This is a genomic window from Rhodoplanes roseus, from assembly GCF_003258865.1.
Taxonomy (GTDB): Bacteria; Pseudomonadota; Alphaproteobacteria; order Rhizobiales; family Xanthobacteraceae; genus Rhodoplanes; species Rhodoplanes roseus.
In genome coordinates this window covers 1-259 of sequence record NZ_NPEX01000888.1, presented here as the reverse complement: position 1 = coordinate 259, position 259 = coordinate 1, and the positions used below count along the sequence as shown (strand labels likewise).

Annotated in this window: 1 protein-coding gene; it reads left to right on the top strand. The window is 53.7% G+C overall.

Going from position 1 to position 259, the window contains the following annotated elements:
• Positions 1–259: hypothetical protein (locus CH341_RS35530; protein ID WP_210208742.1), on the top strand; the 259-nt coding region annotated here is incomplete at both ends.

Here is a 259-nt window from a genome sequence, read left to right as displayed (position 1 = left end):
TTCCAGAGCCCAAGAGGCCCGAACCGTTGCCGCCTCCACCCGCGGAAGCGTTTAACGCGTCCGGCGAGCTGGTTGATGAGGCGGTAGCAATCGCAATTGCGTCTCACGAGAAGCTTGTTCAGGAATACCAAAAGGCCCGAGATCGCTACGAAACGGCTTTGTCTGGAGAAACGTCGCGAAGCTATTTTAGAGGTTTTCTTTTATCGGCCGGCAAGGAAGGAATGGCTGTAAAAATTCTCGAAGACTCGTGGCTGGCTTT